The organism is Mesorhizobium sp. M0848 (genome assembly GCF_040319805.1).
Lineage (GTDB): Bacteria > Pseudomonadota > Alphaproteobacteria > Rhizobiales > Rhizobiaceae > Mesorhizobium.
The window spans coordinates 102,013-123,592 of record NZ_JAMYOM010000024.1 but is presented as its reverse complement, the minus strand read 5'-3'; the positions used below and the strand labels follow the sequence as shown (position 1 = coordinate 123,592).

21 protein-coding genes are annotated in these 21,580 nt (G+C 62.3%); 12 read left to right on the top strand and 9 right to left on the bottom strand.

Annotated elements, in window-relative coordinates; all coding sequences use genetic code 11:
• Positions 1–183 precede the first annotated feature (183 nt).
• On the bottom strand, positions 184–1,035 hold the full coding sequence (locus NKH95_RS25360) for a YihY/virulence factor BrkB family protein (RefSeq protein ID WP_013529430.1): 852 nt from the start codon (positions 1,033–1,035) through the stop codon (positions 184–186).
• Between the two features lie 55 nt (positions 1,036–1,090).
• Here NKH95_RS25360 and NKH95_RS25355 point away from each other — a divergent pair, with 55 nt between their 5' ends.
• The 7 genes from NKH95_RS25355 to NKH95_RS25325 all read left to right on the top strand — a co-directional run bounded on the left by NKH95_RS25355 (position 1,091) and on the right by NKH95_RS25325 (position 6,606).
• Positions 1,091–1,957, top strand: a complete 867-nt coding sequence (locus NKH95_RS25355) for an SDR family oxidoreductase (RefSeq protein WP_352893612.1) — start codon at positions 1,091–1,093, stop codon at positions 1,955–1,957.
• 24 nt (positions 1,958–1,981) lie between these two features.
• Positions 1,982–2,173 carry a twin transmembrane helix small protein gene (locus tag NKH95_RS25350; protein WP_013529428.1) on the top strand — a complete coding sequence of 64 codons (192 nt, stop codon included), beginning with the start codon at positions 1,982–1,984 and terminating at the stop codon, positions 2,171–2,173.
• A 25-nt stretch (positions 2,174–2,198) separates the two neighbouring features.
• Entirely contained in the window at positions 2,199–2,780 is a 582-nt protein-coding gene (locus NKH95_RS25345; RefSeq protein WP_352893610.1) for a cob(I)yrinic acid a,c-diamide adenosyltransferase, read from the top strand.
• 29 nt (positions 2,781–2,809) lie between these two features.
• Positions 2,810–3,610 (top strand): rhomboid family intramembrane serine protease, encoded by an 801-nt coding sequence (locus tag NKH95_RS25340; RefSeq protein ID WP_352893609.1) that lies wholly within the window; start codon positions 2,810–2,812, stop codon positions 3,608–3,610.
• 181 nt (positions 3,611–3,791) lie between these two features.
• Positions 3,792–4,541: an electron transfer flavoprotein subunit beta/FixA family protein gene (locus tag NKH95_RS25335; protein ID WP_027038146.1), complete on the top strand. Its 750-nt coding sequence runs from the start codon at positions 3,792–3,794 to the stop codon at positions 4,539–4,541.
• Positions 4,542–4,565: 24 nt separating this feature from the next.
• Entirely contained in the window at positions 4,566–5,495 is a 930-nt protein-coding gene (locus tag NKH95_RS25330; RefSeq protein ID WP_127271197.1) for an electron transfer flavoprotein subunit alpha/FixB family protein, read from the top strand.
• A 232-nt stretch (positions 5,496–5,727) separates the two neighbouring features.
• The gene (locus tag NKH95_RS25325) at positions 5,728–6,606 is read left to right on the top strand and encodes a 3-hydroxybutyryl-CoA dehydrogenase (protein WP_013529423.1); all 879 of its coding nucleotides are present in this window, start codon (positions 5,728–5,730) and stop codon (positions 6,604–6,606) included.
• Between the two features lie 52 nt (positions 6,607–6,658).
• Here the strand turns inward: NKH95_RS25325 and NKH95_RS25320 are convergent, their stop codons facing one another.
• The 4 genes from NKH95_RS25320 to NKH95_RS25305 all read right to left on the bottom strand — a co-directional run bounded on the left by NKH95_RS25320 (position 6,659) and on the right by NKH95_RS25305 (position 11,198).
• On the bottom strand, positions 6,659–8,620 hold the full coding sequence (locus NKH95_RS25320; RefSeq protein WP_352893606.1) for a PAS domain S-box protein: 1,962 nt from the start codon (positions 8,618–8,620) through the stop codon (positions 6,659–6,661).
• Positions 8,621–8,830: 210 nt separating this feature from the next.
• The gene (locus NKH95_RS25315) at positions 8,831–9,469 is read right to left on the bottom strand and encodes an NrsF family protein (RefSeq protein ID WP_352554418.1); all 639 of its coding nucleotides are present in this window, start codon (positions 9,467–9,469) and stop codon (positions 8,831–8,833) included.
• A 1-nt stretch (position 9,470) separates the two neighbouring features.
• Positions 9,471–10,022, bottom strand: coding sequence for a sigma-70 family RNA polymerase sigma factor (locus tag NKH95_RS25310; RefSeq protein WP_127379999.1), 552 nt, complete (start codon positions 10,020–10,022; stop codon positions 9,471–9,473).
• 156 nt (positions 10,023–10,178) lie between these two features.
• Positions 10,179–11,198 carry a hypothetical protein gene (locus NKH95_RS25305; RefSeq protein WP_352893605.1) on the bottom strand — a complete coding sequence of 340 codons (1,020 nt, stop codon included), beginning with the start codon at positions 11,196–11,198 and terminating at the stop codon, positions 10,179–10,181.
• On the opposite strand from NKH95_RS25305, the gene NKH95_RS25300 reads away from it, so the two are divergent.
• The 5 genes from NKH95_RS25300 (at position 11,169) to NKH95_RS25280 (ending at position 17,165) form a co-directional block, all read left to right on the top strand.
• On the top strand, positions 11,169–11,942 hold the full coding sequence (locus NKH95_RS25300; protein ID WP_352893604.1) for a hypothetical protein: 774 nt from the start codon (positions 11,169–11,171) through the stop codon (positions 11,940–11,942). The genes NKH95_RS25305 and NKH95_RS25300 overlap by 30 nt on opposite strands.
• On the top strand, positions 11,939–13,165 hold the full coding sequence (locus NKH95_RS25295; protein WP_352893603.1) for a cytochrome P450: 1,227 nt from the start codon (positions 11,939–11,941) through the stop codon (positions 13,163–13,165). The genes NKH95_RS25300 and NKH95_RS25295 overlap by 4 nt, the downstream gene beginning before the upstream one ends.
• 158 nt (positions 13,166–13,323) lie before the next feature.
• Complete coding sequence (locus tag NKH95_RS25290; protein WP_352893602.1) at positions 13,324–14,331, top strand: iron ABC transporter substrate-binding protein; 1,008 nt, start codon at positions 13,324–13,326, stop codon at positions 14,329–14,331.
• A 174-nt stretch (positions 14,332–14,505) separates the two neighbouring features.
• Positions 14,506–16,086 carry an ABC transporter permease gene (locus NKH95_RS25285; RefSeq protein ID WP_352893619.1) on the top strand — a complete coding sequence of 527 codons (1,581 nt, stop codon included), beginning with the start codon at positions 14,506–14,508 and terminating at the stop codon, positions 16,084–16,086.
• A complete protein-coding gene (locus NKH95_RS25280) occupies positions 16,083–17,165 on the top strand; it encodes an ABC transporter ATP-binding protein (RefSeq protein ID WP_352893600.1) in 1,083 nt (360 codons plus the stop codon). Before NKH95_RS25285 ends, NKH95_RS25280 begins: the two co-directional genes overlap by 4 nt.
• 13 nt (positions 17,166–17,178) lie before the next feature.
• Here the strand turns inward: NKH95_RS25280 and NKH95_RS25275 are convergent, their stop codons facing one another.
• The 4 genes from NKH95_RS25275 to ugpB form a co-directional block, all read right to left on the bottom strand.
• On the bottom strand, positions 17,179–18,246 hold the full coding sequence (locus NKH95_RS25275) for a sn-glycerol-3-phosphate import ATP-binding protein UgpC (RefSeq protein ID WP_352893598.1): 1,068 nt from the start codon (positions 18,244–18,246) through the stop codon (positions 17,179–17,181).
• 7 nt (positions 18,247–18,253) lie between these two features.
• Complete coding sequence (gene ugpE / locus NKH95_RS25270) at positions 18,254–19,102, bottom strand: sn-glycerol-3-phosphate ABC transporter permease UgpE (protein WP_352893596.1); 849 nt, start codon at positions 19,100–19,102, stop codon at positions 18,254–18,256.
• Between the two features lie 9 nt (positions 19,103–19,111).
• Complete coding sequence (gene ugpA, locus NKH95_RS25265; protein ID WP_352441723.1) at positions 19,112–19,996, bottom strand: sn-glycerol-3-phosphate ABC transporter permease UgpA; 885 nt, start codon at positions 19,994–19,996, stop codon at positions 19,112–19,114.
• Positions 19,997–20,190: 194 nt separating this feature from the next.
• Positions 20,191–21,501 carry a sn-glycerol-3-phosphate ABC transporter substrate-binding protein UgpB gene (gene ugpB, locus NKH95_RS25260; RefSeq protein ID WP_023811116.1) on the bottom strand — a complete coding sequence of 437 codons (1,311 nt, stop codon included), beginning with the start codon at positions 21,499–21,501 and terminating at the stop codon, positions 20,191–20,193.
• Between the last annotated feature and the right edge of the window lie 79 nt (positions 21,502–21,580).

Below are 21,580 nucleotides of genomic sequence, written 5' to 3'. Positions count from 1 at the left end.
GAGGCATTGAGGCATTGAGGCATTGAGGCATTGAGGCATTGAGGCATTGAGGCATTGAGGCATTGAGGCATTGAGGCATTGAGGCAGATGGGGGCCATCTGGCGCTGGGTGCTACGTCAATTCTTCAATTCTTCAATTCTCCCATTCCTCAATTCTCCCATTCCAGTTCCCCAATTCGACCTGTCATCCCACCCGCGCACGCGCCTCCAGATAGCGACTGATCGCGGCATTGAGCTCGCCGCCGAGGATGAAGATCGCCGACACCATGTAGAGGAAGACCACGGCGATCATGATCGAGGCCAGGCCGGCATAGGTCGTCACGTAGGACGAGAAGTGGTCGAGATAGGTGGCGAAGATGGTCGAACCGATAAGCCATGCCGCCAGCGTGAAGACGATGCCCGGCACCAGCGAGACGAAGCGGCGCTTGCCCGCCGGCAGCCAGAAATGCACGGCAAACAATCCGCCGACGATGACCGCCGAAGCGATGACGTAACGCCACAGCGTGATGGTGCCCATATAGGGCTTGATCCAGTCGATATGGGCTTCGGCGAGCCGCGCCAGCAGCGGCGCGAACACCAGGAGCACGCTGATCGCCAGGAAACCGGCCGTGGCGATGAGAACGAAGATGATGCTCTGCACCCGGCGGTAGATGATGCCGCGCGTTTCCGAAACGCGATAGGCTCGGTTGAGCGACGTGCGCAGCGCCTCGATGCCGTTCGACGCAAAATAGGCCGCAAGCACCACACCATAGGTCAAAAGGTCGGTGCGCCTGACGGTCAGCACATTGAGCACTTCGCGCGCGATCGGCTTGGCGATCTGTTCGGGCCAGGTGTCGAAGACCAGATGCACGGCCGTGTCGGAGAACGCCTGCGCGCCCAGGAAGCTCGCCAGCGTCGTCGCGAAGATCAGGAACGGGAACAGCGCCATCAGCGAGGTGATCGCCAGATGGCTGGCCATGGCCCAGCCGTCATCGGTGTTGAAATGGCCAAGCGCGTCGTAGAGAACCCGCTTGAGGGCTACGATCTTCCGCAACAAGAACCGCGCCCTCCAATTGTCTCCACGCCGGGAATATGGGAAGGGATTGCGGCAAATGGCAACCCTTGGCGAAACCACGAACAGTCGGGCGCAGAAGGTGCGCTCGATTATCATCACCGGTGCGTCTTCGGGAATAGGCGCGTACTGCGCCCGCGCGTTGAAGGCGGAAGGCTGGCGGGTGTTCGCAACGGCGCGCAAGCCGCAGGACATCGCCGCACTCGAAGCCGACGGCATCGAGGCCTTCTATCTCGATTATTGCGAGCCGGACTCCATCGCCTCGCTGGTGGCGGCGGTGCTCGACCGCACCGGCGGCCGGCTCGACGCCCTGTTCAACAACGGCGCCTATGCGCAACCGGGCGCCGTCGAGGATCTGCCCGTTGCGGCGCTCAAGCAGCAGTTCGAGGCGAATTTCTTCGGCTGGCATGATTTGACCCGCCGGCTGGTGCCGGTGATGCGCCGCCAGGGTCAGGGCCGCATCGTCCACTGCTCGTCGATCCTTGGCCTGGTGCCGGTGCGCTTTCGCGGCGCCTATTCGGCATCGAAGCACGCACTGGAGGCCTTGATGCTCTGCCAGCGCCAGGAACTGGCCGGCAGCGGCGTCCACGTTTCGCTGATCGAGCCGGGGCCGGTGAAGTCGAAGATCGCCAGCAATGGCCTCATTTGGTTTCTCAGCAACATCGACCACGAAAATTCCGTGCACCGCGTGGACTATGCGGCGCAACTCGAGCGGTTGCGGGCCGGCGGCAGCCAATCGGCCTTGAAGCCAGGGCCGGAAGTCGTTCATGCGGCGCTGCGCCATGCACTTCTGTCGCGGCGCCCGCGCCCGCACTATGTGGTAACAGTGCCGGCCAGGATCGGTGCGGTGCTCAAACGCATCCTGCCGGCATCGATGCTCTACCGCCTGATGGCCAAACGCGCCTGAACGCCAAACAACTGGAACGCAACAATGGCAACCGTCTTCAACATTCTCGCCATTCTGGTCATGGTCGCCGTTGCGGTCGTGCTTGTTCGTGGCCTCATCAACATGATGCGCGGCGGTTCCGGCGTCACATCTAACAAGCTGATGCAGGCACGCGTCATGCTGCAGGCCGTGGCGCTGGTGCTGATCCTGCTTGCGGTGTATTTCACCCGCAAGTGAGGATATCGGCAGCCGGGGAGGCGAAATGGTCAAGCTCAACAAGATCTACACCCGCACCGGCGATGATGGCACCACGGGTCTCGGCACCGGCGAAAGGCGGCTGAAATCCGACCTGCGGGTAGACGCCTACGGCACGGTCGACGAAGCCAATGCCTGCATCGGCATCGCCCGGGTCCACACGGCCGCGACCCATCCCGCCATCGATGACATGCTTTCCCGCATCCAGAACGATCTGTTCGATCTCGGCGCCGATCTCGCCGTGCCCGACGACGGCAAGCCGCTCGGCTATGAGCCGCTTCGCATCGTCGCCGTGCAGACCGACCGGGTCGAAAAGGACATCGACCTTCTCAACAAGGAGCTTCGGCCGCTCAAATCCTTCGTGCTCAATGGCGGCACGCCGGCAGCGGCGGCACTTCACCTTGCCCGCACCGTGGCGCGGCGGGCCGAAAGGCTGATCGTGGCCCTTGCCCAGGACCCGAACGAGCACGTCAACCGCGACGGTCTGAAATACATCAACCGCGTCTCGGATTTCCTGTTTGTCGCCGCCCGGGCGGTCAATGACAACGGAAACGCCGACGTGCTATGGGTTCCCGGCAAGAACCGCTGATCGTCGAAAGCGGAAGAGGGCCTGGGGCAATGTTCATCCCGCTTTACGACACCAACAGGCTGCGCCACATCCGCCTGCAATATGTGACCATCGGGCTGATCGTGGTCAACGCCCTGGTCTACCTCGCCACCGCGCTCGGCGGCGAGAGTTTCTCCAATGCCGCCGTCCTTGGTCTCGGCTTCATCCCGTCGGTCGTCCATGACACCGCCGAGCTCGATCCCCGTTTTGTCGTCATCCCCGAAAGCCTGAGCTACCTCACCTATTCGTTCCTCCATGCAGACATCTTCCACCTCGGCGGCAACATGCTGTTCCTGTGGGTGTTCGGCGACAATGTCGAGGATGCGCTCGGCCACATCCGCTACCTCATCTTCTATCTGTTGTGCGCCATTGCCGGCGCCGCCTTCCAGGGCCTCGTCGCCTGGGATTCGCAAGTGCCGCTGATCGGTGCATCCGGCGCCATTGCCGGGGTGGTCGTCGCCTATCTGATCCTTTATCCCAGGGTGAAGGTCTGGGTGCTGGCCTTTGCCCGCATCCCGCTGCGGATTCCGGCCTTCATCCCGCTCATCCTGTGGGTGCTGTTCCAGGTGGTGATGTTTGCCGCCGGCGGCGAGGACCAGATCTCCTGGGCCTGCCATATCGGCGGCATCATTGCCGGAGCCGTTCTTGTGCTCGTCCTGCGCAGCCGCGGCGTGCCGCTGTTTGCCGGCGCCGACGAGGACGTCGCGCCCCCCGCTCCCGACCAACCGCCGGTTGCCACGGAACCGCTGATCCCCGACCCGCCCGCCGCGACGCCGCGCTGGGGGCGAGGAAACGCTTCCAGTTCGGACTGAACCGATTTGAGCAGCTTGCAGCGTATTGACGTGCAGGGTTGCCGCAACTACGGAAACGTCACCGCCGCAACCTAAGGCGGGCAAAGACCAGAATTTCCATCCGAAATGTCGGCTTTCGACAACTCAGAGCGGGCGCAGGCTGTTATAGCGCGCCCAACTAGCGTGAAGAGGTGACAGGCAAATGAAGATCCTTGTGCCCGTGAAGCGGGTTGTGGATGCGAACGTCAAAGTTCGCGTGAAGGCTGACGGTTCGGCGGTGGAGCTCGCCAACGTCAAGATGGCGATGAACCCGTTCGACGAAATCGCGGTGGAAGAAGCAATCCGGCTGAAGGAAGCCGGCAAGGCGGAAGAAATCATCGTCGTCTCGATCGGCCCGCAGCAGGCGCAGGAAACCCTGCGTACCGCACTCGCCATGGGCGCCGACCGCGCCATCCTGGTCAAGACCGATGAACAAACCGAGCCGCTCGGCGTCGCCAAGGTGCTGAAGGGCGTCGTCGACGCCGAGCAGCCCGGCCTCGTCATTCTCGGCAAGCAGGCGATCGACGACGACTCGAACCAGACCGGCCAGATGCTGGCGGCACTGCTTGGCTGGGCGCAGGGCACCTTCGCTTCCAAGATCGTGCTCGACGGCGACAAGGCCAAGGTGACGCGCGAAGTCGATGGCGGCCTGCAGACCGTGGAACTGAAGATGCCGGTGATTGTCACCGCCGACCTTCGCCTCAACCAGCCGCGCTATGCCTCCTTGCCCAACATCATGAAGGCCAAGAAGAAGCAGCTCGACGAAAAGACCCCGGCCGACTACGGCGCCGACGTCAAGCCGCGGTTGAAGGTCATCAAGACCGAGGAGCCGAGTGGCCGCAAGGCAGGCGTCAAGGTCAAGAGCGTCGCTGAGCTGGTCGACAAGCTCAAGAACGAAGCCGGCGTGCTGTAAGCGATCGGGAAAGGAACAAGAAAAATGGCTATTCTCCTCATCGCAGAACACGACAACGCAACGCTTTCCGACCAGACCGCCAAGGCGCTGTCGGCGGCGCTGCAGATCGGCTCGGACGTGCATGTGCTGGTTGCCGGCAAGGGCGCCAAGCCGGCAGCCGACGCCGCCGCCAAGCTGAAGGGCGTGAGCAAGGTGCTGCTGGCCGAAGCCGACGAGCTTGCCGAGCGCCTGGCCGAACCGACGGCAGCGCTCATTGTGTCGCTGGCGGGCGCCTACGACACCATCATCGCGCCGGCGACCTCGTCGGGCAAGAATGTCGCGCCGCGCGTGGCTGCGCTCCTCGATGTCGCGCAGGTTTCCGAGATCATCGAAGTCGTATCTCCCGACACCTTCAAGCGGCCGATCTATGCCGGCAACGCCATCCAGACGGTGCAGTCGAGCGACGCCAAGAAGGTGATCACGGTCCGCACCGCCTCCTTCCAGGCAGCCCCCGAAGGCGGCTCGGCGGCGGTCGAGACCGTCAAGGCCGCGGCCAATCCCGGCCTGTCCACCTTCGTCGAGAACAAGCTTTCCGAGACCGACCGTCCGGAGCTGACCTCGGCCAAGATCATCATCTCGGGTGGTCGTGCGCTGGGTTCGGCGGAGAAGTTCCAGGAGGTCATCCTGCCGGTCGCCGACAAGCTCGGTGCAGCCGTGGGGGCTTCCCGCGCCGCGGTCGATGCCGGCTATGCGCCGAACGACTGGCAGGTCGGCCAGACCGGCAAGGTGGTTGCCCCCGATCTTTACATCGCGGTCGGCATCTCCGGCGCCATCCAGCACCTTGCCGGCATGAAGGATTCGAAGGTCATCGTCGCCATCAACAAGGACGAGGAGGCACCGATTTTCCAGGTTGCCGACTACGGTCTCGTCGGCGATCTCTTCGTCATTCTGCCGGAACTGCAGAAGGCGCTTTGACGCTTTCTGCCAAAGCGTATTAAATGGTGAGGGTGGGGTAGACGAAGTCGCCCTGCCCTTTTAGTTTGCACCGCACAAAAAGAGGCCGCAAAGGCTAAAAGCAATTCCAGCAAAGTGCGCAGCGGTTTTCCCTGGAAAAGCGCGTAGCGCTTTCCCTAGGGAATTGCGGTAAAATAAAAAGGTGGAGCGCTTTCGCAGTTCAAGCGGAAGGGCTCAGGACGGGATCGGTGTAATGAGCAAGATCGAGACGATCGGCATCATCGGCGCGGGCCAGATGGGCGGCGGCATCGCCCATGTCTCCGCGCTTTCGGGTTACAAGGTGCTGATCTACGACATTTCGCCCGACCGCATCGAGAAAGGCATCGCCACAATCAGCGGCAACATGGCCCGCCAGGTGGGGTCCGGCAAGCTCGACGAGAAGGTGCGCAACGACGCGATGGGCCGCATTTCGGCCGCGCCCGCGATGGCCGATCTTGCCGGCGCGGATCTGGTGATCGAAGCGGCGACCGAGGACGAGACGGTCAAGCGCAAGATCTACGCCCAGCTCTGTCCGCAGCTCAATCCCGAAGCCATCCTGGCGACCAACACCTCGTCGATCTCGATCACGCGGCTTGCCGCGCAGACCGACCGGCCGGAGCGGTTCATCGGCATACATTTCATGAATCCGGTGCCGCTGATGAAGCTGGTCGAGCTGGTGCGCGGCATCGCCACCGAGGACCAGACCTTCGAGGCGGCCAAGACCTACGTGAAGCAGCTCGACAAGACGATTACGGTCTCGGAGGATTTTCCGGCCTTCATCGTCAACCGCATCCTGCTGCCGATGATCAACGAGGCGATCTACACCCTCTATGAGGGTGTCGGCTCGGTCGACGCCATCGACACCGCCATGCGGCTCGGCGCCAACCATCCGATGGGGCCGCTGCAGTTGGCCGATTTCATCGGGCTCGATACCTGCTTGTCGATCATGCAGGTGCTGCATGACGGCCTGTCGGACTCGAAGTACCGTCCTTGCCCGCTGCTGGTGAAATATGTCGAGGCCGGCTGGCTCGGCCGCAAAACCGGGCGCGGTTTTTACGATTATCGCGGCGAGCATCCCGTTCCGACGCGCTGAGCGCATCGTCGACGCAAATCAGGGACAAGCCTTCCGGCGGTGACAGGCTCGATCAGGAGGCCGCGGCCAGCGGCTCTGTCCGGCCATCCACGATCCGTGCGTCGGGCGCCACGGAGACACAGCCACGGCCGGCCGCCTTGGCCGCATAGCAGGCCGCATCGGCTCTCGCGATGATCTCGTCGACCTCGCCGCAATTGGCATTGATCGCAGCCAGTCCGATGCTGGCGCCGATCACGTGAGGACGGCCGTCCCAGGTGAAGTCCAGGCCGCCGATCGCATCGATGATGGAGCGCGCCGCGATCTTGGCACCGGCTGCTGAACCCGATTTCAGAATGACCGCGAATTCGTCGCCGCCGAGGCGAGCGACGATATCGTCTGGACCAAGCACGCCACGAATCGCCACGGCAACCCGCTTCAGCAGCGCGTCTCCCGCCGCGTGGCCGCCCGTGTCGTTGACCAGTTTGAAGTGGTCGAGATCGATGAACATGAACTGATGTCCGCTGGCTCCGACCGACTCTGTCGTGTCGCCGGTCGACTTCCTCGTGTCGGCGGTGCCGTCCTTGCGGGCCTGACCGACCAGGCCCTCCATGGCGCGGATGAAGCTCGAGCGATTGGCAAGGCCGGTCAGCGCGTCGTGTGCCGCGGCGTGCGCCAGTTGGCGCTGCAGCGCGCGCGCATCGGTAAAGTCCTGGAAGACGATGACCAGCCCGCAGAATTCGTTCCGTTCGTTGATGATCGGCGACACGACCTGGCGGATGCTGCAGCGCGTGTCGTCGCGCCGGATCAGGACGGCGCGGCTGTTCTGGTCGGCGGGCGCATGAACGCCAATCGCGGGCCGGGTGACGCCGATCCTGTGCCCCGTCTCCTCGTCGACCGCCCAGTAGACATGGCCAAGCATCTTGCCGAGAGCCTCGCCGCCGGCAATCCCGGTCAGCTTTTCGGCGACCGGGTTCATGAAGGTGACGCGGTTTGCGGCATCGGTGCAGATGACGGCATCGCCGATCGATTGCAGCGTCACCCTCAGCCGCTCCTTTTCATCGGCAAGCATTGCCGCCGACACAGTGAGGCGCTCTTCGGCCTCCTTGCGACGGGTGATGTCGGTCAGGCTGCCAATGGCCCTGATCAGCCGTCCATCCTCGTCGCGTTCGATAGCCTTGCCGCGGTCGAGTATCCACATCCAGTGGCCATCCTTGTGGCGCATCCTGAACTCGGCCTCAAAGAACGGTGTCTTGCCCTCGAGATGAGCGCGATCCGCTTCGGCGACAGTCTCGCGATCGTCGGGATGGATCATCGTCAGCCAGCGGTCGGTGTCGCCATCGAGCTCACCATCCGCATAGCCCAGCATCTTGACCCAGGTCGAGGAATAGGTCGTGCCGCCCTTGCGCATGTCGAGGTCCCAGACCCCTTGGCCGGCGCCGGCCAGGGCGAAATTCCAACGCGTTTCCGCCTCGGCAATGCGCGCCTCGGCCTGCTTGCGAGCGTCGATGTTCTCGATTTGCGAGACGAGATAGAGCGGGCGGCCGCCGGTCTCATCGCGAATGACCGAACCGGAGAGATGGGCCCAAACGGGCGTTCCGTCCTTCCTGAGATAGCGCTTCTCGAAGTGGAAGGAATTGACCGTGCCCGCCTTCAGATCGTCCATCGTCTCCCGCCCGATCTGCAGATCGTCGGGATGCGTGATCTGGAAGAAAGTCAGCGCCTCGATCTCTTCGCTTGTGTAGCCAAGCATGGCGGCGAAGGCCGGATTGGTCTGGTGGATGCGACCGTCGAGACCGACAACCACGATGCCGATCGCCGAATCCTCCATGGCGCGGCGGAAGCGCAGCTCGCTCTCGGCGATCTGCTGGCGATGCCTGCTGATCCTGCGTATGGACAGGGCGGCGAGGAACAGCGCGCCCACCGCCAGCGCCACCGCGATCTGCAGGCAGAGCTTCAGCGCTTCGGTGCCGAGGTCCAGGCGCGAAAGCAGGATCGAGGTCGCCAGCACGCCCAGGCCGGCGACGAGCAACGCCAACCCTGCATGCCCAAGAGATTCTCGGCTGGTCAATCCTCGCCACATCACGATACGTGCCACCCCCGTGCGCAAACGCATGTTCTCGCATCAACCTTGGCGGATCGATTTTAAGGAAAGGTTGCGTCCGGCATGCCGGCGTGGTCGCTAACCGGCAAACAATTGCCGGCATGATTAAGGATCGGTGCACGGGTCCGCGATCGTTACGAAACGCTACCAGCGTATGAAAAACCGTCCGCCGAGCGCACCGAGCAATGCGAGCGCTGCAATGGCTATCGTGTACCAGGGGGCGACGAAAAGCGGCGAGTCGTCGAAGCAGTGCGCGGCATAGAAGGTTGCCGCCAGCCCGCCGGCGAGCAGGCCCGCCACCGCACCGGCAAGCACCGGCCGTGTCGGCGCGCCATAGCGCAGCATCCACAGGAAGATGGCAAGCGGGCCAATACCGATCAGCGGGATGAAGCCCATGCAGAGCATCATGTTGTTGCCGACCATCCGTGTACCCCACAGCGCCTCCGGCATCATGAAAAGCTCCAGAAGCACCGCCACGGCTACCAGCACGGGCGCCGCGGCCATCCAGGCCATTGCCCGGCCCGTCGAGGCACCCGGTGTCGACAAGGCGCGGATCAGGGCGAAGGCGCTGACGGCAAGCACGATGGTGAAGACGAATTTGGAGAGGAAGCGCATCGTGTGCGCGGCCGCCATGAAGTCTGGGCGCGGGCCGATGGTCAGCAGGAAAACGATGGCCGCGATCACCGCCCCCGCACCGGCGGCCAGCCACCAGGCCGATTGCAGCGGCATCGCCTTGCTGCTTGCATCGGCGTCCAGCGCCCTGATGAGATCGTCCGTCCTCATGTCATTCCCGCCCGAACCGCCCCTGCCCGAATCGCTTGGCTATCGCGGCAAGTCCGCGATGCAGCGACACACGCACCGCCGTCTCGCTGATGCCGAACTTCGCCGCCGTCTCACCGATGGACCGCCCTTCCACCGACACGGCCGAGACCACGGAGCGCTGTGCCGGCGACAGGCTGTCCAATGCCCGGTTGATGTCTCGCTCGCTGACGGTCTCGGTTTCCGGCTCGGCGAACGTCTCGGCGATATCGTCGACATCGATCTCGATGCGCCGTCCGCGCCGCCGGAACGCATCGATCAGCTTGAAGCGGGCGATCGCGTAGATCCACGGCAACACCGGCGCATCCTGGCGCCAAGTATGTCGTTTTACATGAATGGCCAGCAAGGTTTCCTGCACGACATCCTCGGGATCGACCCCGCCCTGCACGATCTTGCGCCTGGCAAAACCGCGAACCAGCGCGGCAATCCGATGCAGAAAGTCGGCGTAAGCCCTTTCATCTCCTGCGATCGCGGCCCGCATCAGCCGGGAAAGTTCGGCCTCGTCCTTGCCGCTCACAAGAGTTCACTCCCCCGAATTTCGCGTCTCGGCGCTGATTTGTTACGTGGCCGGCGAAATAATGTCCAAGCCAAACTGCCGGCAAATCACGAAAGTTTGCCGCACACCGCGCGCCGATCGCCAGTGCGATATTGCCCCGCGCTCTTGTTCGAGAACTCAAGGCTTGGCGCCGAACATGGCATCCCGGAAAGACCTGAAGCCCTTTCGAACGGTCAGCTTCATCCGTCTGCGACGGTACTTGTTTCTCAGGCGGCCCAAGATCTGGAGATGTGCCTCATCGATATCCGGAGTGGATAGGGGATCGTTAGCATATGGCAGCTGTGCCAAGGCATCTGCATGCATGTTGGCGTAAGGCAACGAATCATATCTGTCGAAGGGTGTGGGCGGGTCGTTCAATACAGTGGGATTGGTGTTGATCTCGAAAACCTGGATGCGACCATCGACAATGGTGTAGTCGATCCTGCCATATGAGATCCCCGCCTTCTCGAAAATCGGCATCAGCTCTACCGCATGCGGATTGTCGCGCACAAAGGCGGTATGCTCGACCCGATGTTGCCCCGACATACCGCCTCCCTGTACCTTTATGAACCACTCCTTGCTGGCGAAGCAGTGTTGCGCATAACTGCGCTCGCCGATCCGATATGCCGAGTATTTTCGGTAGCTGCCATCGGCACCTGCCTTTGCTCCAAACTCCACCACCATGGGGCGAACAAAATTCATCGTATCCAGGTTCGAGAGCGCCTCGCCGAGTTCCGCCGGCGATTGCAACAGCGGCGGCACTTTATAAGCGGCGCCCGTCTCGTCACGCAGAAAGACAGGAAAACGCATTCCCGCCGGCAGAATTTCGGGCCTGTATACATTAAAATCATTGATGCCGTCCGCGAACAGCATACGCAATAGATCGAAACGCTGAAGGCTTTTTCGCGGATGGTTGAGTTGAAACAGATCAGGCTGCTGCGACTTCATCCGCTGGCTGAGATTGGAGCATGCTTCAATCTCTGCTTCGCTCAGTCGGTCCAAATCCGTCCAAAGAACGGTGCCTCTGGAAATCTCAAGCAGATGCGCCCGTTCGTCATAGGGGACAAAGCGCACAGAATCCTGCAAATCTGTTCGAAAATAGAGTAGCAGGCTTGCCAGGGTATAGGCATGCAAGCGATGGCAAACATAGAAGATCATGAGACAACCCGCCCCTACTCATGCACCCATCAACAGCTGGTATCAGAAAATTATCGATTCGATATCGCAATTACGAGCGGCCTTTCGACGATGAAGATGATCGTATTTCAACAACTTGTGGCAGACGACGTTCCGGGCATGGCCGCGATGGAGGCCGCAGCCTGGGGACGACTCGGTGCCAGCGAAAAAACAATTCACCACCGGCTTTCGCTCGGGCATACAATGATCCTGGCCATGGTTGAGAACCTTGTTGCCGGCGCGATCTGCTTCGTGGAAACCAGCCAAGATCCGCACGATACGGGAAGGTTCCCCAAGACCTTCTCCGCCTACTCTTCGCTTGTCAGGAGCCAACCTGCACGGTCACTCTACGTTTACAATCTTGGTGTGCGACCCGAATTCCGCGGCACCGACATGGCACGCCGCCTGTTGTCGCAAATGTCTGACCATGGCCGGCAGGTCGGTGCGCGTTGGTTGGTCGGCGACGGACGTTGCCCGTCCTACGCGGGAGCACAGGACGAGTTGCCCGACAAGGTTCGGCCGGATCCGGAATTTCGTCGGACCATCGACGATTGGCACCGGACCGGTGTCATGCCTTCGGTGGAATCCATAACGAGGGATCCGCTACTGCGGTTCTATAACCGTGTTCTCCGGTGCGAATTTCTACATCTCGCGTCCGATTTTCTACCTGAAGACATGAGTTCCGGCGGATTTCGCGTTATCTTTGCTGTCGATCTTGCCCGATGACAGATCAAGCTGATCTATTTGACCCCATTGCCCATGGCAGCGATGCGTTTCCCGAATTCGCCCGTCGTCGGAGTTCAGGAGGCGCCAGTTGGGGCAAACCTCCTTATCCCGAGGTCGGTGAAGCCTTCTACGTGTTCAGCCATGCGCTTGTTTCCCAGGCCTTGAAACACCCGCTGTTGCTGCAGGCACCGCCGGGCGCCTATCAGGAGGTCAGGCAAAAGATCAGCGCCAATCCGGCCCTGGACCTGTTGACCCGTTCCATGCTGCTGTCCGACCCGCCGCGGCACATGCGCCTGCGCCGCCCATTGGCTGGTTCGCTAAGCTTTTCCTCCAGCAACGGGCTGTTCGACCGGCTTGCGGCCAAAGCGTCGGAACTTACGCAGGCAGCTGTACAAAAACCGGAGTTCGACGCGGTTCGTGATATAGGCCTGCCGCTATCGTTTTCAGGCCTGGAACAGATCCTTGGTATCGACATGGACGATCCCTGGCGGATTGGCGCCGACGCACAGCTTATGGCCAACGCCCTGGAAATAAGGGCCGGCGGCGTAGACGAAGACGCAAACGATGCCTGCCGCCGGTTGGAGGCATGGGTATCCAGCGTGATAGAACACGGTACTGTGCGCCCAAACGGTATTTCAGCTCAGATGCTTGCCGAAGTCGAGGCTGGCCGCTGGCTGAGAGACGATGTCATTGCAAACATCGTATTCCTGCTCTTTGCCGGGCAGGCGACAGTCGTCGATACCTTCGGCAATGCGCTGGTCGCGCTTGCACGCTTCCCAGAACAGCTTTCGCTGCTTGAAGATGGGAAAGTCAGTTGGTTTTCAGCAGCCGAAGAGCTGCTCCGTTTTTGCGCTCCGGTTCACTATGCCGGAGCGCGTATCGCCGCGGAAGATTTGCAGTTTGGTGGCGCAACCATAAAAGCCGGGCAGGCCGTTGTACCCGTGCTGGCGAGCGCCAATCGAGACATTTCTGTTTTTCCGGCGGGCGACCGGTTGGATTTGGGTTCCGGCATTTCGTCGGCCCTTGCCTTTGGCACCGGACTGCATGCCTGTCTGGGTCAACACGTCGCCCGGTTAGAAATGGCTGTACTGCTGGAGGCCTTGTTCACGCAGGCCAAAGGCTGGTGCTTGGACCTTCCCAGGGTCGTCAGGCGGCATTCGGTGCTTTTCCACGGTCTGCAAGCCGCCCCATTCATCCGGTCGGCCGATCAACCATCGGGTTGAATTCGGCACGCCAGTCGCGTCACTTCATCACTTGGAATTGTGAGCCCGATATCAAGCGTTTGTGCTTCAGCGGCCGATTGAAGCAGATCACCAATCTTGACTAAGGGAGTCAGGTATCGGTAGGTGAGCCGGTGCCAACCGAACTTTAGGACAATGACATGAAATACGCTCTTTCCACCCTCGCCGGCGCCACCGCGCTGGCAATCATGCTGATCGCCAGCCCGTCGATGGCCGAGGATGCCGGCATCATTGTCTACAACGCCCAGCACGAAAGCCTGACCAAGGCGTGGGCCGAAGGCTTCACCAAGGAAACCGGGATCAAGGTCACCGTGCGCAATGGCGGCGACAGCGACTTCTCCAACCAGATCGTCGCTGAGGGTACTGCTTCGCCGGCCGACGTGTTCCTGACGGAAAACTCGCCGGCCATGGTGCTGGTCGAGGCGGCCGGCCTGTTCGCTCCGGTCGACGCCGACACGTTGGCACAGGTTCCCCAGGACTATCAGCCGGCCAGCGGCAAATGGGTCGGCGTTGCCGCCCGCAGCACGGTCTTTGCCTACAACAAGACCAAGCTGACCGCCGACCAGTTGCCCAAGTCGATGCTTGACCTCGCCGATCCGAGCTGGAAGGGCCGTTGGGCCGCCTCCCCGTCGGGCGCCGATTTCCAGGCGATCGTCAGCGCGCTGCTCCAGCTCAAGGGCGAAGCCGCTACCGCCGACTGGCTGAAGGCGATGAAAACCAACTTCACCGCCTACAAGGGCAACAGCACGGTGATGAAGGCGGTCAATGCCGGCGAGATCGAAGGCGGCATCATCTATCACTATTACTACTTCGGCGATCAGGCCAAGACTGGCGAAAACAGCGGGAATGTCGAGCTGCACTATTTCAAGAACCAGGATCCGGGCGCCTTCGTCTCGATCTCCGGCGGCGGCGTGCTGGCTTCGAGCAAGCATCCCAAGGAAGCCCAGGCCTTCCTGAAATGGCTGACCGGCAAGGGCGGCCAGGACGTGCTGAAAACCGGCGATTCCTTCGAATACGCGGTCGGCAAGGGTGCCGAGTCCAACCCGAAGCTGGTGCCGCTCGCCGATCTGCAGGCGCCGAAGGTCGACGCCACGACGCTGAACTCCAAGAAGGTCACCGACCTGATGACGGCAGCCGGCTTGCTTTAGTTGCCATTCGTCCTAAAAGGACACCCGACCACGCTCCCGCGGGAATTCGCCTTCCGCGGGAGTGATTTTGTTTTTCGAGATGGCATTCGTCGATGACGACACGCTGTGTTCCCGACCGTGATCGCGGTCTTTCAATTGCTGCCGCTGGACGGCAGCGGCACGGCGTCTGACCTGATGCAGTCCGCGGTCGATCTTGCGCGTTCGGGCCTGCCTTCGGGCACAGGCCGAAGGGCCCGGCGACGCGCACCGCTTTGGCTGGTCCTCGCCGCCATCTTCGTTGCGCTGCTGGCGCTGGTGCCGCTCGCCTTCATCATCTGGATCGCGGTGCAGACCGGCTGGGAAACCGTCTCGGCGCTGGTCTTCCGGCCGCGTGTCGGCGAGCTTCTGGTCAACACTGTCCTGCTGGTCGCGCTCTCCGTGCCGATCACCATCGTGCTGTCGGTTGCGCTGGCCTGGCTGACCGAGCGCAGCGACCTGCCGGGCGCCCGGCTCTGGGCCTGGCTGTGCGTGGCGCCGCTCGCCATCCCGGCCTTCGTGCACAGCTATGCCTGGGTCACCATGGTGCCGGGACTGCACGGCTTGTGGGCCGGCGTGCTGGTTTCCGTGATCGCCTATTTCCCGTTCCTGTATCTGCCGGTGTCGGCGGCATTGCGCCGTCTCGATCCCGCCCTCGAGGACGCCGCCGCCGCACTCGGCCTTGGACCCCGACGCGTGTTCTGGCGGGTCGTGCTGCCGCAATTGCGGCTCGCCATCTGCGGCGGCTCGCTGCTGGTCGGCCTGCATCTGCTGGCCGAGTACGGCCTCTATGTCTTCATCCGCTTCGACACCTTCACCACGGCGATCGTCGACCAGTTCCAGTCGACCTTCAACGGACCGGCCGCCAACATGCTGGCCGGCGTGCTGGTCAGCTGCTGCTTCGTGCTGCTCGGCCTCGAAGTGCTGGTGCGCGGCGAGGAGCGCTATGCCCGCGTCGGCTCAGGTGCGGCGCGCCATCAGCAGCGCACGAGCCTCGGACGCGCCACCATCCCGAGCCTGCTCTTGCTTGTCGTCACCACGCTTTTGGCGCTCGGCGTGCCGTTCGTCACCATCGGCGGCTGGCTTGCCGCCGGCGGCGCCGCTGTCTGGCGCCTGGACGAGATCGGCCTGGCGCTTGGGCAGACGCTGTTCCTGGCGCTCGCCGGCGCCTTGCTGGCCACGGTCGCCGCCATGCCGATGGCCTGGATCTCGATCCGCGCCCCGGGGCCATTGCAGCGCATGCTGGAGGGCTGCAACTACATTGTCGGCTCGTTGCCGGGGGTTGTCATTGCACTGGCGCTGGTCACCATCACGGTGCGCATCGCGCTGCCGCTCTACCAGACCCTGTTCACGATCCTGGTGGCCTATGCGCTGATGTTCCTGCCGCGCGCGCTGGTCAGCCTGCGGGCGTCGATCGCGCAGGCGCCGGTCGAACTCGAACGCGCCGCTTCCAGCCTCGGCCGGCCGCCGCTGCAGGCGCTGTGGTCGACGACGATCCGCCTGTCGGCGCCTGGTGCCGCGGCCGGCATGGCGCTGGTGGCGCTCGGCATCATGAACGAACTGACCGCCACCCAGATGCTGGCGCCCAACGGTACCCGCACGCTGGCGATGGCGTTCTGGTCCTACAGCGGTGAGATTGATTATGCCTCCGCGGCACCTTACGCCTTCATCATGGTGGCGATGTCGCTGCCCTTGACCTGGCTGCTCTATGTCCAGTCGAAACGGATGGCCGGACGATGAGCTTTCTCGAAATCGGCGGCTTGCACAAGCAGTACGGCCCGGTGGCCGCCCTTGCCGGCGTCGACCTGAACGTCGCCAGCGGCAGCCGCACGGCGATTGTCGGTCCTTCCGGCTGCGGCAAGACGACCCTGCTGCGGCTGATTGCCGGCTTCGAGGCGCCGGACCAGGGGCACATCACGCTCGACGGTACGATATTGGCCAATGGCGGCGCTGCGGTGCCGGCATATCGGCGAGGCATCGGCGTGGTGGCGCAGGATGGTGCCCTGTTTCCGCATCTGACCATTGGCGACAATATCGGTTTCGGCATGGGCCGCGGCGAGGACAAGCGCGCTGAGCGCATCATCGAGCTCGCCTATATCGTCGGGCTCGACAAGGCGATCCTCAAACGCCGCCCGCACGAGCTCTCCGGCGGCCAGCAGCAGCGCGTGGCGCTCGCCCGCGCCATGGCGATGAAGCCCAGGCTGATGCTTCTCGACGAGCCGTTCTCGGCGCTCGATACCGGCCTGCGCGCCTCGATGCGCAAGGCGGTAGCCGAGCTGCTGGAAGCCGCCGGCATCACCACCATCCTGGTGACGCACGACCAGGCCGAGGCGCTGTCCTTTGCCAGCCAGGTCGCGGTGATGCGCGACGGCAAGTTCTCGCAAATCGGCACGCCGCGCGAGCTCTATCTCAAGCCGAAGGACAGGATGATCGCCGAATTCCTCGGTGACGCCATCATCCTGCCGGCCAAGATATCGAATGGATTCGCCAACTCGCCGCTCGGCCGTATCGCGGTCGACACCAATGACAGCCGCGACATCGCCCGCATCATGCTTCGCCCGGAGCAGATCGCGCTGAAGAGAACGTCGCGCGAGGGCATGTCCGGCACCTCGGACATGCTGTTCGGCGAAGTGACGGAATCTGAATTCGCCGGCTCGATGTGCACGGTCGCGGTGCGGCTCTTGAACAATGCCGATCCGCCCGATGCGGCAGCGATCGGCAACACGCCGCTGGTCCTGCGCAAACCGGGCATGGACGCGCCGGCGGTCGGCGAGATCGTCCGGCTGACCGTATCGGGAAAGGCGCATGTCTTCGCCTGAACGCCGTATGCGGTTAACCGACGCGCTTTCCTGCCTGATCGAACCAGTGCAGCTTTTCTGCCTTGGCAACCACGCGCAATTGGTTGCCAACCGTGGCGGTGGCGCGACCCGCGACACGCACGACGATGCGGTTGCCGCCTGCCGCACAGTGAAGGAAACTTTCAGCGCCTACCGGTTCGACTGCCTCGACCAGCGCCGGCAGGACGAGCGCGCCGGACGGCGCCTCCGCATTGAAGGTGACGTCGGCATTCTCGGGCCGAAAACCGAGGGTCGCAGCTCTTGCCTCCCGAGGTGCGAAAGCGATCGCCGTGCCGTCTGCGAGCACCACGCCCGAGGCGCCTTCGGTCAGTGCCAGGAGATTCATCGGCGGCGCGCCAATGAAGGAAGCGACGAAGGTCGAGGCCGGTCTTTCGTAGACGTCGAGCGGCGCCCCCATTTGCTCGACCAGTCCGGCATTCATGACGACGAGAATGTCGGCCAACGTCATCGCCTCGAGCTGGTCATGCGTGACATAGACCGACGTGACGCCAAGCGAGCGTTGCAGGTTCTTTATCTCGACGCGCATCTGGCCACGCAATTTGGCATCGAGATTGGAGAGCGGCTCGTCGAACAGGAAAACCCTCGGGTTGCGCACAATGGCACGACCCATGGCGACACGCTGGCGCTGGCCGCCAGAAAGCTCCCGCGGGCGGCGGTCGAGCAGCGCCGAAAGTTCGAGTATTTTCGCCGTCGCGCGAACCCGGCTGTCGATCTCGTTTTTCGGCGTGCCGCGGTTGCGCAGCCCATAGGCCATGTTGTCGTAGACTTTCATATGCGGATAGAGCGCGTAGTTCTGGAACACCATGGCGATGTCACGCTCGGTCGGACCGACTGAGTTTACGATCTTGCCGTCGATCGCAACTGTTCCCGAGGAGATGGTTTCGAGCCCGGCGATCATTCTGAGCAGCGTGGACTTACCGCAGCCCGATGGGCCGACCAGCACGCAAAGCTGCCTGTCGGGAACTGCGATTGAAACGCCCTTCACGGCCTCGAAACCGCTGGGGTAGACCTTCTTCACATCCTTCAGATCGACGGTCGCCATCAGCTTCTCACTTTTCGGAATCAACCAGGCCGCGAACGAACCAGCGTTGCATCAGCACCACGACCAGGATCGGCGGCACGATGGCCAGCATCGCTGTGACCATCACCAGGTGCCATTGCGTATCGGCATCGGCGAAGGAGACCATCTTTCTGAGCGCGATGACGATCGTGTTCATGTTGCTGCTGTTGGTGACGAGCAGCGGCCACAGATACTGCGTCCAGCCATAAATGAAGAGGATGACGAACAGCGCCGCGATATTTGTCCGCGACAAGGGCAACAGGATATCGAAGAAGAAGCGCCACGGCCCCGCACCGTCGACACGCGCCGCCTCCACCAGCTCACCTGGAATGGTCATGAAAAACTGTCGAAACAGCAATGTGGCGGTGGCCGAGGCGATCAGCGGGATGATCAAGCCGGCATAGGTGTCGATCATGCCGAGATCGACCATCACCTTGTAGGTCGGCAGGATGCGCACCTCGACGGGAAGCATCAGGGTGATGAAGATCAGCCAGAAGAAGACCATCCGCAGCGGAAAACGGAAGAACACGATCGCATAGGCCGACAGGATCGAGATGAAAATCTTCCCCACCGCGATGCCGAGCGCCATGACCGTGGTGTTGAGCAGCAATCGACCGACGCTGACGCCGCCGATGCGACCGACACCGCCGAACAGCGCTTCGGCGTAATTGTTCCAGAACTGATCGCCGGGCAGGAGCGGCAATGGCGGCCTGAGGATCGTTTGCAGCGTCTGCGTCGAGGCAACGAATGTGTAGTAGATCGGGAAGGCGACGATCAGTATGCCGAGGATCAGCACGACGTGGGCGATGACGGTGCGGAGCGGTGACTGGCCGATCATCGCTCGCCCTCAGCCGTAATGGACTTTGCGTTCCACGTAGCGGAACTGGATGGCCGTGAGCGAGATGACGATGACCATCAGGATGACCGACTGCGCCGCCGAGTCACCGAGGATCAGATTGACGAAGCCGTCATTGTAGACCTTGTAGACCAGCGTCTCAGTCGTCTTGCCCGGACCGCCCCCGGTGACGGCATGGACGATGCCGAAGGTGTCGAACAGGGCATAGACGGTGTTGACGACCAGCAGGAAGAAGGTCGTCGGCGCAAGCAGCGGGAAGACGATGGTCCAGAATCGCTTGGTCTCGCCGGCGCCGTCCATGGCCGCCGCCTCGATCAAGGCTTTCGGCACCGCCTGCAGGCCGGCGACGAAGAACAGGAAATTGTAGCTGATCTGCTTCCAGGCAGCGGCGGACACCAGCAGGATCATGGCGTGGGTGCCGTTGAGCAGTGGATCCCAGGCGATGCCGAGACTCCTCAGCATGTAGGCCAGCGACCCGATCGACGGGTTGAAGAGGAACAGCCACAGCATACCGGCGATCGCCGGCGCCACTGCGTAGGGCCAGATCAGGAGCGTGCGGTAAAGACCTTTGCCGCGCACCACCTTCTCTGCCATGACCGCAAGCAGGAGCGCCACGCACATGGCGACGATAGCGGTCGCAAGGGAAAACACCACCGTGACCTTGATCGAGTTCAGGTAGGCCGGATCGGCAAGCACTTTCCTGAAATTGGCGAACCAGACGAACTTGGTCCTCAGTCCGAACGGGTCCTGCCTGAGCATGGATTGGTAGAACGCCTGACCGGCCGGCCAGTAGAAAAACACGAGCGTGATGGCCAGTTGCGGCGCCACCAGCAGGTAGGGAAGGATCTTGTTGGGAAACACGACGCGAGGGGTCATGGAGCCACTCCGAGGTGATGGGGCGGGCGGCACGATGTGGCACCCCTCTTCGCCAAGATGGCTTTGACGAGCGTTTCGGCGTTGGCATCATCGACCATTGGCGAAATCGCAAGGGACGGCAAAACTCCCCTCGCCGAGGGGAGACGCCTGGCAGGACAGGTGGGTGCGCCGTAGAGCAAGGACCTGCGCTCGCTCTAATTCCCCAGCGCTTCCTTGATCGCCGCATTGCCACGCGTAACCGCGTTGTCGAGCGCCTGCTGCGCGGTTTGCTGGCCGGCGAGCATCTTCTCGAACTCCTCGTTCTGGATATCGCGCACCTGCGGCAGGTTCGGCAGACGTACGCCCTTGGAATTGTCGGTCGGCGCCTTACCCGTCATCTGCAGGATCGGGGTCTCGCGACCGACGTTCTTGTCATAGAAACCGGACTTCTTGGTCGCTTCATAAGCCGCCAGCGTCACCGGCAGATAACCCGACTTCTGGTGCAGGTATTCTTGCACCTCGGTCTTCGACAGGTAGGCGAAGAAGGCCGCGACGCCCTTGTATTCCTCGTCGGATTTATCAGCGAAAACCCACAGGCTGGCGCCACCCGGCGTCGTGTTCTGCGGCGCGCCCTTGGCGTCGCTGTCATAGGGCAATTGGCCGATGCCGTAATTCATGCCGGACTTGACGATATCGCCAAGTCCGCCGGAGGATTCGGTCATGATCCCGCATTCGCCCGCAAGGAATATCTGCTTGGCTTCCGAGGTGCGGCCGCCATATTTGAAGGTGCCGTCCTTGGCGAGGTCCGCGAGCGCTTGGAAATGGTTGACGAAAATCGGCGCATTGATCTTGAGCTCGACATCGCCGCCGGCCAGACCGTTCTGCTGGGTGGCCCATGACACGTCATTCCAGGCCGCGAAATTCTCCAGATGGATCCAGGTCAGCCAGGTCGAGGTGTAGCCGCAGGCGGCCGCGCCGCTCGCCTTGATCTTCTTGGCGTCTTCCCACACCTCATTCCAGGTCTTGGGTGGGCTGTCGACGTCGAGACCAGCCTTCTTGAAGATATCCTTGTTGTAATAAAGGATCGGCGAGGAGGAGTTGTAGGGGAAGGAGAGCATGGTGCCGTCCGGCTTCGAATAATAGCCGACTATGCCTGGCAGATACTGGCTCTTGTCGAAGGTCATTCCAGCGCTGGTCAACACATCGGCTGCCGGCTTGATTGCGCCTTCGGCTGCCATCATCACGCCGGTGCCGACGTCGAACACCTGCATGATATCGGGCGCCTGGCCCGCGCGGTAGGCGGCGATGCCGGCATTCAGCGTCTCGGGATACGTGCCTTTGAACACCGGAACGAGTTCATAGTCGCTCTGGCTGGCATTGAAATCTTTGGAGATCTTGTCGACAACTTCGGCATTGGCGCCAGTCATGGCGTGCCACCAACTGATCTGCGTGACAGCAAAAGCGGAGGTTGAGGAAAGCAGCATAAAGGTGGCGGCAACACCGGCCGCGAAGCCGAAGGACTTCATGTTTCATCTCCCGTTTGTCATTGGCGAAAGGGGCACTCCCGCAAAGGCAATATGTGTCGCTCGTGACAATCAGACAACG

Bases quoted from the DNA above. Each gene is read 5' to 3' on its own strand.
- NKH95_RS25335 (WP_027038146.1), top strand. From the start codon at position 3,792: ATGAAGATCCTTGTGCCCGTGAAGCGGGTTGTGGATGCGAACGTCAAA.
- NKH95_RS25345 (WP_352893610.1), top strand. From the start codon at position 2,199: ATGGTCAAGCTCAACAAGATCTACACCCGCACCGGCGATGATGGCACC.
- ugpA (WP_352441723.1), bottom strand. From the start codon at position 19,996: ATGACCCCTCGCGTCGTGTTTCCCAACAAGATCCTTCCCTACCTGCTG.
- NKH95_RS25315 (WP_352554418.1), bottom strand. From the start codon at position 9,469: ATGAGGACGGACGATCTCATCAGGGCGCTGGACGCCGATGCAAGCAGC.
- ugpB (WP_023811116.1), bottom strand. From the start codon at position 21,501: ATGAAGTCCTTCGGCTTCGCGGCCGGTGTTGCCGCCACCTTTATGCTG.
- NKH95_RS25290 (WP_352893602.1), top strand. From the start codon at position 13,324: ATGAAATACGCTCTTTCCACCCTCGCCGGCGCCACCGCGCTGGCAATC.
- NKH95_RS25350 (WP_013529428.1), top strand. From the start codon at position 1,982: ATGGCAACCGTCTTCAACATTCTCGCCATTCTGGTCATGGTCGCCGTT.
- NKH95_RS25295 (WP_352893603.1), top strand. From the start codon at position 11,939: ATGACAGATCAAGCTGATCTATTTGACCCCATTGCCCATGGCAGCGAT.
- NKH95_RS25275 (WP_352893598.1), bottom strand. From the start codon at position 18,246: ATGGCGACCGTCGATCTGAAGGATGTGAAGAAGGTCTACCCCAGCGGT.
- NKH95_RS25355 (WP_352893612.1), top strand. From the start codon at position 1,091: ATGGCAACCCTTGGCGAAACCACGAACAGTCGGGCGCAGAAGGTGCGC.
- NKH95_RS25285 (WP_352893619.1), top strand. From the start codon at position 14,506: ATGCAGTCCGCGGTCGATCTTGCGCGTTCGGGCCTGCCTTCGGGCACA.
- NKH95_RS25300 (WP_352893604.1), top strand. From the start codon at position 11,169: ATGCAAGCGATGGCAAACATAGAAGATCATGAGACAACCCGCCCCTAC.
- NKH95_RS25280 (WP_352893600.1), top strand. From the start codon at position 16,083: ATGAGCTTTCTCGAAATCGGCGGCTTGCACAAGCAGTACGGCCCGGTG.
- ugpE (WP_352893596.1), bottom strand. From the start codon at position 19,102: ATGATCGGCCAGTCACCGCTCCGCACCGTCATCGCCCACGTCGTGCTG.
- NKH95_RS25340 (WP_352893609.1), top strand. From the start codon at position 2,810: ATGTTCATCCCGCTTTACGACACCAACAGGCTGCGCCACATCCGCCTG.
- NKH95_RS25305 (WP_352893605.1), bottom strand. From the start codon at position 11,198: ATGATCTTCTATGTTTGCCATCGCTTGCATGCCTATACCCTGGCAAGC.
- NKH95_RS25330 (WP_127271197.1), top strand. From the start codon at position 4,566: ATGGCTATTCTCCTCATCGCAGAACACGACAACGCAACGCTTTCCGAC.
- NKH95_RS25325 (WP_013529423.1), top strand. From the start codon at position 5,728: ATGAGCAAGATCGAGACGATCGGCATCATCGGCGCGGGCCAGATGGGC.